The sequence below is a fragment of the Corallococcus praedator genome (assembly GCF_003612125.1).
Taxonomy (GTDB): Bacteria; Myxococcota; Myxococcia; order Myxococcales; family Myxococcaceae; genus Corallococcus; species Corallococcus praedator.
The window spans coordinates 1-1,203 of the sequence record NZ_RAWI01000763.1; the positions used below are offsets into that span (position 1 = coordinate 1).

The 1,203-nt window shown below is 71.4% G+C and carries 2 protein-coding genes; both read right to left on the reverse strand.

All coding sequences use genetic code 11. The features are described 5' to 3' along the window. Positions 1–300 (reverse strand): carbon-nitrogen hydrolase family protein (locus D7Y13_RS41565; RefSeq protein ID WP_500683196.1); only part of this gene is annotated, 300 nt, incomplete at its 3' end. Positions 301–394: 94 nt separating this feature from the next. After that, positions 395–1,051: an LON peptidase substrate-binding domain-containing protein gene (locus D7Y13_RS41570; RefSeq protein WP_120538249.1), complete on the reverse strand. Its 657-nt coding sequence runs from the start codon at positions 1,049–1,051 to the stop codon at positions 395–397. Positions 1,052–1,203 lie beyond the last annotated feature (152 nt).

Here is a 1,203-nt window from a genome sequence, read left to right on the forward strand (position 1 = left end):
GTGGGCGTGGCGGTGGCGCACGCCCTGGTGCGCCACCGCCACGCCCACGATGTAGACGGTGGCGTGCGCCGCGGTCTCCTTCGCGAAGCGCTCCAGCGCCGGCCACTGGTGGTCGATGAAGCCCTGCCACTGGACCAGGTCCTCCGCGGGGTAGCCCGCGATGACCTGTTCGGGGAAGACGCCCAACGTGACGTCCTCGGCCGCCATCTTCCGCGCCATGCCCAGCACCCGGTCGGTGTTCTGCTGGAAGGCGCCCACGGTGGTGTTGACGCTGGCGATGCCAATCTTCACGAGCCGCATGGTGCGTCGCTCTCCCTGGAGGCCCTCCCTGAAGGCCCCCTGTGGGCCCAGCAATGCGCGGGAGGGGTGGCCAGGGCAAGCCTTCTCAGGACCCCTAGTTCAGCGGTCCGCTGGGCCGCACCGGCTGCAACTGGCCCAGCAGGTCGCTCAGGTCCTCCAGCACCAGCTCCAGCCGCCGCCGGACGTCCAGCGCCCCCAGCAATTCCTGCCGGCGCTCGGGGTCCGGCACCACCGCGGATGCGACGACGTCCGCCAGCATCCCGCCGCCCGCGCGCGCGGCCACCGGCAGCAGGTTCTCCGCGAACGAGGGCGGCACCCGGCCCGCCAGTTCGAAGACGGCCTGCCGCAGCTGCTCCTCCTCCGGCCCCGTGTAGGGCAGGTCCGGCAGCGCCTGGGCCCGCACCTGGCGGTAGAGCTTGTCCGCGGGCAGCTCCTCCACCAGCCGCACCCGGCTCACGCCCTGCAGGAGGATGTTGTAGCGCCCGTCCTCCACCTGCTCGTCCCAGACGATGACGCCCGCGCACAACATGGATTGCAGGGGGGGCCGGCCCTCGTAGGAGCCCTCCCAGCCGGACTCCAACTGCCCCAGCGCCAGCACGCGGTCGGTGGCGAGCGCGTCGCGCACCAGCTCCCGGTAGCGGGGCTCGAAGATGTGCAGGGGGATGACGGTGTGGGGAAACAGGACCGCCGACGGCAACGGAAACACCTTCAGCGCGCCGGTGGCGCGTTCCACGCGTTCTTGAGCGGTCATGGTTGGGGGCACCCTCTCCTGGTTCTAAGCCCGCGGGGCACGGGTCGCATTCCAATCAGGCAGGCATCCTGGACGGGACGGCGATGGCAAGGGCCCTGGGTTCCGCTAGGGTGCGCCGCCGTATGTCCTCCATCGACCCTCCTGTCCCGCCC

What these genes read in the sequence shown, in the direction of transcription:
- D7Y13_RS41570 (WP_120538249.1), bottom strand. Translation starts at nt 1,051, where the DNA reads ATGACCGCTCAAGAACGCGTGGAACGCGCCACCGGCGCGCTGAAGGTG.